Here is a 5,915-nt window from a genome sequence, read left to right as displayed (position 1 = left end):
GGCTGAACTGCACCGGCGGCGCGGAGGGCGCCGACGCGCCGCCGGCCCCGACGTCGAGGCGACGCTCGAGGCGGTCCAGGCGCGCGGCATACCCGTTCTCGCCGGAGGCGCCGGGCAGCAGCACGCGGGCGCAGATGAGCTCGAGCTGCAGGCGCGGCGCGGTGGCACCGCTCATCTCGGTCAGGCCGGCGTTGACGATGTCGGCAGCGCGGGTGAGCGCGCCGGAGCCGAACGCGGCGGACTGCTGGCGCATCCGCTCGAGCTGGTCCTCGGGCAGGCCGCGCAGCACCGCGGAGGCACCGTCGGGCACCGCGGCGACGACGATGAGGTCGCGCAGCCGCTCGAGCAGGTCCTCGACGAAGCGCCGGGGGTCGTGGCCGGTCTCGATGACCTTGTCGACCTGGCGGAACACCGACCCGGCGTCGCCGGCGGCCAGCGCGTCGATCGTGGCGTCGAGCAGCTCGCCCTCGGTGAAGCCGAGCAGGGAGGCGGCGCCCTCGTAGGTCAGGCCCTCGGGCCCGGAGCCGGCGATGAGCTGGTCGAGCACGGACAGCGAGTCACGCACCGACCCGCCACCGGCGCGGACGACGAAGGAGAGCACGCCCGGCGCGACGGCCACGCCCTCGGACTCGCACAGCTGGCCGAGGTAGTCGGTGAGCTGCTGCGGCGGGACGAGGCGGAACGGGTAGTGGTGGGTGCGGGAGCGGATCGTGCCGATGACCTTCTCGGGCTCGGTCGTCGCGAAGACGAACTTCACGTGCTCCGGCGGCTCCTCGACGATCTTGAGCAGGGCGTTGAAGCCCTGCGGCGTCACCATGTGCGCCTCGTCGATGATGTAGATCTTGAAGCGGCTCTGGGCCGGCCCGTAGGAGGCGCGTTCGCGCAGGTCGCGGGCGTCGTCGACACCACCGTGGCTGGCGGCGTCGATCTCGATGACGTCGACCGAGCCGGACCCGCCGCGGGCGAGCGCCACGCAGGACGGGCAGGTGCCGCAGGGTGTGGGCGTGGGACCCTGCTCGCAGTTGAGGCAGCGGGCCAGGATGCGGGCGCTGGTCGTCTTGCCGCAGCCGCGCGGGCCGCTGAACAGGTAGGCGTGGTTGACCCGTCCCGTGCGCAGCGCCTGCATCAGGGGCTCGGTCACGTGCTCCTGGCCGATGACGTCGGCGAAGGACTCGGGCCGGTAGCGGCGGTACAGGGCGGTGGACACGAAGGAACCCTAACGGCGACGGGTGACATGCGGGCGGGGTACGTCCCCAGCCCGCGGCTTCCCCCCGACCGTGCGGCCCTCCGGGGCCTTCCCCGGCTCGGCGGCCATCGCCTCCATGGCCTCGATCGCCTCCTGCACGATCGCGCGCATCGCCTTCTCGGCCCGGGCCGGGTCTCCGGCCTGGATGGCGTCGCTGACCTCGGCGTGCAGGCGCAGCGCCTCGGGCTCGGGGTGCGCCGGCATGAGGTGGTGGTGGGTGCGGCCGGCGAGCACCTCGGCGACGACCTGGGTCAGGCCGGCGAACATCTCGTTGCCCGAGCCCTCGAGCACGGCGTGGTGGAACTCGATGTCGTGCTGCAGGTACTCCTCGAGGTCGCCCTTGCGCGCCGAGACCGACATGCCGATGACGGCTGCGGTCAGCCGGCCGCAGTGCTCGGGGGTGGCGTTGCGGGCCGCGAGCGCCGCGGCGACCGGCTCGACCGCGGTGCGCAGCTGGCTCAGCGAGGACAGCTGCTCCATCCGGTCGGCACCGGCGAGGCGCCAGCGGATCATCCGGGGGTCGAAGATGTTCCACTCGGTGCGGGGCAGCACGGTGACGCCGACGCGGCGGCGGCTGGTGACGACGTGCATGGACTCGAGGACCTTGACGACCTCCCGGACCACCGTGCGCGAGACGCCGTAGCGGGCCTCGAGCTGCTCGAGCCGGAGCACCTCGCCCGGGGCGGGCTCGCCCGCGACGATGGCAGGGCCGAGGCGTGAGAGGACCCGCTCATGCAGGCCCGGCGTCGTCATGGGACCACTGTAGTCGGGGTTACGTCATATCAATTCTGGGTTACCTCTTGATTTCATGACATCAACGGCGGACAGTGGTCCGCAGCCATCGACCCCCTGGAGCACCGCATGACCCTCACCACGCCCCCGGCCCGCCGCCCCATCGCGGTCGTCATGGGCGTCTCCGGCTCGGGCAAGACCACCGTCGGCCAGGAGCTCGCGGCACGCCTCGGGGTCCCCTACGCCGATGCCGACGAGTTCCACCCGCCGGCCAACATCGCCAAGATGTCGGCCGGGGTCCCACTCGACGACACCGACCGCGCCCCGTGGCTGCGTGCCATCGCCGGCTGGCTGGCCGACCACCGGGCCACCGGCGCCGTGGTCAGCTGCTCGGCCCTCAAGCGGCGCTACCGCGTCGTCCTGCGCACCGCCGTCGGCCACCTGCCGTTCCTGCACCTCGACGGCGACCCCGCCGTGGTCGCGCAGCGCGTCGCCGGGCGCCCCGGCCACTTCATGCCGGCGTCGCTCGTCGCCTCCCAGTTCGCCGACCTCGAGCCCCTCGGACCCGACGAGGAGGGCATGGTCGCCGACCTCGCCGCCCCCGTCGACGACGTGGTGGCGCGCTTCACGGCATACCTGTCGGACCACCCGGTTCCGGCCTGACCCACCCCACCCAACCACCCACCTGACCATCTACCAGGAGAAGACGTGAGCACTCCCGCCCTCGTCGCCGCGGCAGCCCCGGCTGCCAGCGACCCGCGGCTGATCGCCGCCGCCCTCATCGGCATCGGCCTCATCGTGCTGCTGATCACCAAGGTCAAGCTGCACCCGTTCCTCAGCCTCACCCTCGGGGCGGTCACGGTCGGCGCCATCGCCGGCATGCCGCTGGCCGACACGCTCGACAGCTACGGCAAGGGCGTCGGTGCCACCGTCGCCAGCGTCGGCACCCTGATCGCGCTCGGCGCGGTGCTCGGGCGGCTCCTCGCCGACTCCGGCGGCGCCGACCAGATCGTCGACACGATCGTGGGCCGGGCCAGCACCCGCGCGCTGCCGTGGGCGATGGCGCTCGTCGGCGCGCTGATCGGCCTGCCGATGTTCTTCGAGATCGGGCTGGTCCTGCTGATCCCGGTGATCCTGCTGGTCTCCCGGCGCTCGGGCCTGCCGCTGATGCGCGTCGGCATCCCCGCCCTCGCCGGCCTGTCGGTGATGCACGGCCTCGTGCCGCCGCACCCCGGCCCGCTCGTGGCGGTCGCCGCGCTCAAGGCCGACCTCGGCATCACCCTGGGCCTCGGCGTCCTCGTGGCCATCCCGACGGTCATCATCGCCGGTCCGCTCTTCTCCCGGTATGCCGCGCGCTGGGTCCCGGTCCAGGCTCCCGACCTGTTCCTGTCGCGGTCGGAGGCAGGCACCGGGCACCGCGTCAGCGACGGCCCCGGCACCCTCGCGGCCGAGGCGGCGACGTCGGTGCGGCGACCGAGCTTCGGCGCCACGTTGTTCACCGTGCTGCTGCCGGTCGTGCTCATGCTCGGCAAGGCGCTGGCGGACATCTTCCTGCCCAAGACCGACGGCACCCGCGTGGTCCTCGACTTCCTCGGCACCCCGCTGGTCGCGCTGATGCTGGCCGTCCTGGTCGCCATGGTCACCCTCGGCCGCGGCGCCGGCCTGACCCGTGTGGGCATCGCGAAGTCGGTGGAGCAGTCGTTCCCGCCCATCGCCGGCATCCTGCTGATCGTCGCCGCCGGCGGTGGGTTCAAGCAGGTGCTCGTCGACACCGGCATCGGCGACATCATCGCCAAGGCGGTCGCCGGCAACGGCGCCTCGCCGCTGCTGCTCGCCTGGGTCGTCGCGGTGCTGATCCGCCTCGCGACCGGCTCGGCCACCGTCGCCACGATCACCGCCTCGGGCATCCTCGCCCCGGTCGCGGCCGGCCTCTCGCCGACGCACACCTCGCTGCTGGTGCTGGCGATCGGCGCCGGGTCGCTGTTCTTCAGCCACGTCAACGACGCCGGCTTCTGGCTGGTGAAGGAGTACTTCAAGGTCGACGTGGTGCAGAACGTCAAGACGTGGTCGGTCATGGAGACGCTGATCTCCGTCGTCGGCATCGTCCTGGTGCTGCTGCTCGGCCTGGTCATCTGAGCCTGGCCGATCTCTCCCGGCGAGAGGGACGTTTCTCGGGTCTGGGGCCGCCCCCGACCTGAGGAACGTCCCTCTCGGCGTCTGGGGTGCACGACCTTCAGCCACCTCTGAGACTTGTGCGGGTCAGGACACCGAAAAGTCTTCGCCGTGGCCCAGTCGTGGCGGCTCAGGGCATGAAAGGACCCCCCGCGCACCTGGAAGAGCTCACCTGCCCTTGCTGCCTTCCGGCCCTGGGGGAGTTCAGTGAGGTACCACCACACGGGGGGTCTGCACCCACTCTAGAGCAGGGGTCCGGCGGCGCCGAAATCGGCCACGCGGCGGGGCCGCCCGGGGCTGCCGGGGCCGATTGGGGAACTGGCCCCGGTGTCGGGTAACCTCCTCCGCGGAGGATTCGCATAGTGGCCTAGTGCGCACGATTGGAAATCGTGTTGGGATAAAACCCTCGGGGGTTCAAATCCCCCATCCTCCGCCATCGAGAACGGTCCCCGGCGCTTGCGTCGGGGACCGTTCTCGTTTGCGGAGCGCTCGGGATTTGGGAGGAGGGCGAAGCCCGACGGCTCCCCCATCCTCCGGATCTGCGAGGAGCGAACCGAGTGCTCCCCCATCCTCCGACAGCGATCCGCCTCAGTGACGCACCGGCTCCGGATCCCCCAGACCACGGCGCAGCACCACGACGGCGACGGCGAGCGCCGGCAGCACGAGCAGGTCGCCCGGCGTCACCGCGTGGGACTCCATGAACGTCCACAGGCTCGGCTCGTGCACCGGGTCGGCCAGCAGCCAGAGCCCGCAGGCCGCGACCACCGCCAGCGCCGCCCAGCGGCCCTGCCCGCGCCGCCAGGCCCACGCCGTCACGACCACCAGCAGCACCAGGGCCGGAACGGCGTACCAGAACTGCCCCGTGTCCAGCGCCGGGTCGTGGTGCAGCTCCCCGGCCAGGACCAGACCCATCCCCACGCTCCCTCGTCCCGGCGCCGACTCACCCTGCCGGCACACCGGCGTCCACTCTGCAGGCGCTCGCGCCTCAGGGGTTCCTCCAATCGGCTGAGCGCGGGGCCCACGACCCTTGCCCGCAGGTCCCAGGTCCCTGTCCTGCCCGGGCCGCGTCCACGGATGCTGCAGGCATGAGCCAGAGCCAGCACACCCCCGTCGTCGTCGTGGGCGTGGACGGGTCCGAGAACGGCCAGGTCGCGCTGCGCTGGGCCCTCCAGCACGCTCGCCTGATGGGTGCCGAGCTGCACGCCGTCACGGCCTGGGAGGTCTCCGCCGCCTACGGCTATGTGCCGATGTACACCGACGTCGACCTCGAGGGCGACGCCCGCAAGCAGCAGGACGTCGCCCTGGAGGAGGTGGCGCGCGAGTCCGAGGGCGTGCCGGTGGTGCGCCAGGTCGTACGCGGCCACGCCGCCGAGGCGCTGCTGGACGCGGCCCGGGGCGCGGACCTGATCGTCGTCGGCAGCCGCGGCCACGGCACCTTCGCGGGCACCCTGCTCGGGTCGGTCAGCCTGCAGTGCGTCCACCACGCCCGCTGCCCTGTCGTGGTGGTCCCCCGCCGCTGACGCGGTCGCCGACCGTCAGGACAGCAGCAGGTATGGCGGGTGCGCGACGAGCGCGCGCCCCTCACCGACGTGCCGGCCGAGGACGAGCGCCCCGTCCAGGGCGGTGCCGAGCGCCGGCGCCAGGTCCAGCCCGAGCAGGCTGACCGCGTCGTCGAACGCCGCACGGACGGCAGGCAGCTGCAACAGGCCGCCGACCGCGCACAGGGTCGCCCCGCGCACCGCCGCCGCGCCGGCCGCCAGCGTCC

6 protein-coding genes, 1 tRNA gene, 1 other RNA gene and 1 pseudogene are annotated in these 5,915 nt (G+C 72.8%); 4 read left to right on the top strand and 5 right to left on the bottom strand.

Translation table 11 applies throughout. The annotated features are described in order from the left end of the window. Together VF825_RS17265 and VF825_RS17260 are read right to left on the bottom strand one after the other, a co-directional pair. Positions 1–1,207: DNA polymerase III subunit gamma and tau (locus tag VF825_RS17265; protein WP_331115648.1), on the bottom strand; the 1,207-nt coding region annotated here is incomplete at its 3' end. A 9-nt stretch (positions 1,208–1,216) separates the two neighbouring features. Beyond that, a complete protein-coding gene (locus tag VF825_RS17260) occupies positions 1,217–1,999 on the bottom strand; it encodes a FadR/GntR family transcriptional regulator (protein WP_331115646.1) in 783 nt (260 codons plus the stop codon). A gap of 108 nt (positions 2,000–2,107) precedes the next feature. On the opposite strand from VF825_RS17260, the gene VF825_RS17255 reads away from it, so the two are divergent. Together VF825_RS17255 and VF825_RS17250 are read left to right on the top strand one after the other, a co-directional pair. Then, a complete protein-coding gene (locus VF825_RS17255) occupies positions 2,108–2,641 on the top strand; it encodes a gluconokinase (protein ID WP_331115644.1) in 534 nt (177 codons plus the stop codon). Between the two features lie 45 nt (positions 2,642–2,686). Continuing rightward, positions 2,687–4,114 carry a gluconate:H+ symporter gene (locus tag VF825_RS17250; protein ID WP_331115642.1) on the top strand — a complete coding sequence of 476 codons (1,428 nt, stop codon included), beginning with the start codon at positions 2,687–2,689 and terminating at the stop codon, positions 4,112–4,114. A 174-nt stretch (positions 4,115–4,288) separates the two neighbouring features. Here the strand turns inward: VF825_RS17250 and ffs are convergent. Further along, positions 4,289–4,385, bottom strand: an RNA gene (gene ffs / locus VF825_RS17245) — signal recognition particle sRNA small type. A 113-nt stretch (positions 4,386–4,498) separates the two neighbouring features. On the opposite strand from ffs, the gene VF825_RS17240 reads away from it, so the two are divergent. After that, positions 4,499–4,586 (top strand) — tRNA-Ser (locus VF825_RS17240). Positions 4,587–4,738: 152 nt separating this feature from the next. On the opposite strand, the gene VF825_RS17235 is transcribed toward VF825_RS17240, so the two are convergent. Beyond that, a complete protein-coding gene (locus VF825_RS17235) occupies positions 4,739–5,062 on the bottom strand; it encodes a hypothetical protein (RefSeq protein WP_331115640.1) in 324 nt (107 codons plus the stop codon). A gap of 173 nt (positions 5,063–5,235) precedes the next feature. On the opposite strand from VF825_RS17235, the gene VF825_RS17230 reads away from it, so the two are divergent. Further along, positions 5,236–5,670 carry a universal stress protein gene (locus VF825_RS17230; protein ID WP_331115638.1) on the top strand — a complete coding sequence of 145 codons (435 nt, stop codon included), beginning with the start codon at positions 5,236–5,238 and terminating at the stop codon, positions 5,668–5,670. 15 nt (positions 5,671–5,685) lie between these two features. Here the strand turns inward: VF825_RS17230 and VF825_RS17225 are convergent. Further along, positions 5,686–5,915 (bottom strand): annotated as a pseudogene (locus VF825_RS17225) (hypothetical protein); the annotation flags it as partial.

Source organism: Oryzihumus sp., from assembly GCF_036391795.1.
In the GTDB taxonomy this organism is placed as follows: Bacteria; Actinomycetota; Actinomycetes; order Actinomycetales; family Dermatophilaceae; genus Oryzihumus.
The sequence above is the reverse complement of the archived record's forward strand: the minus strand, read 5'-3'. Positions and strand labels throughout refer to the sequence as shown.

Bases quoted from the DNA above. Each gene is read 5' to 3' on its own strand.
- VF825_RS17255 (WP_331115644.1), top strand. From the start codon at position 2,108: ATGACCCTCACCACGCCCCCGGCCCGCCGCCCCATCGCGGTCGTCATG.
- VF825_RS17230 (WP_331115638.1), top strand. From the start codon at position 5,236: ATGAGCCAGAGCCAGCACACCCCCGTCGTCGTCGTGGGCGTGGACGGG.
- VF825_RS17235 (WP_331115640.1), bottom strand. From the start codon at position 5,062: ATGGGTCTGGTCCTGGCCGGGGAGCTGCACCACGACCCGGCGCTGGAC.
- VF825_RS17260 (WP_331115646.1), bottom strand. From the start codon at position 1,999: ATGACGACGCCGGGCCTGCATGAGCGGGTCCTCTCACGCCTCGGCCCT.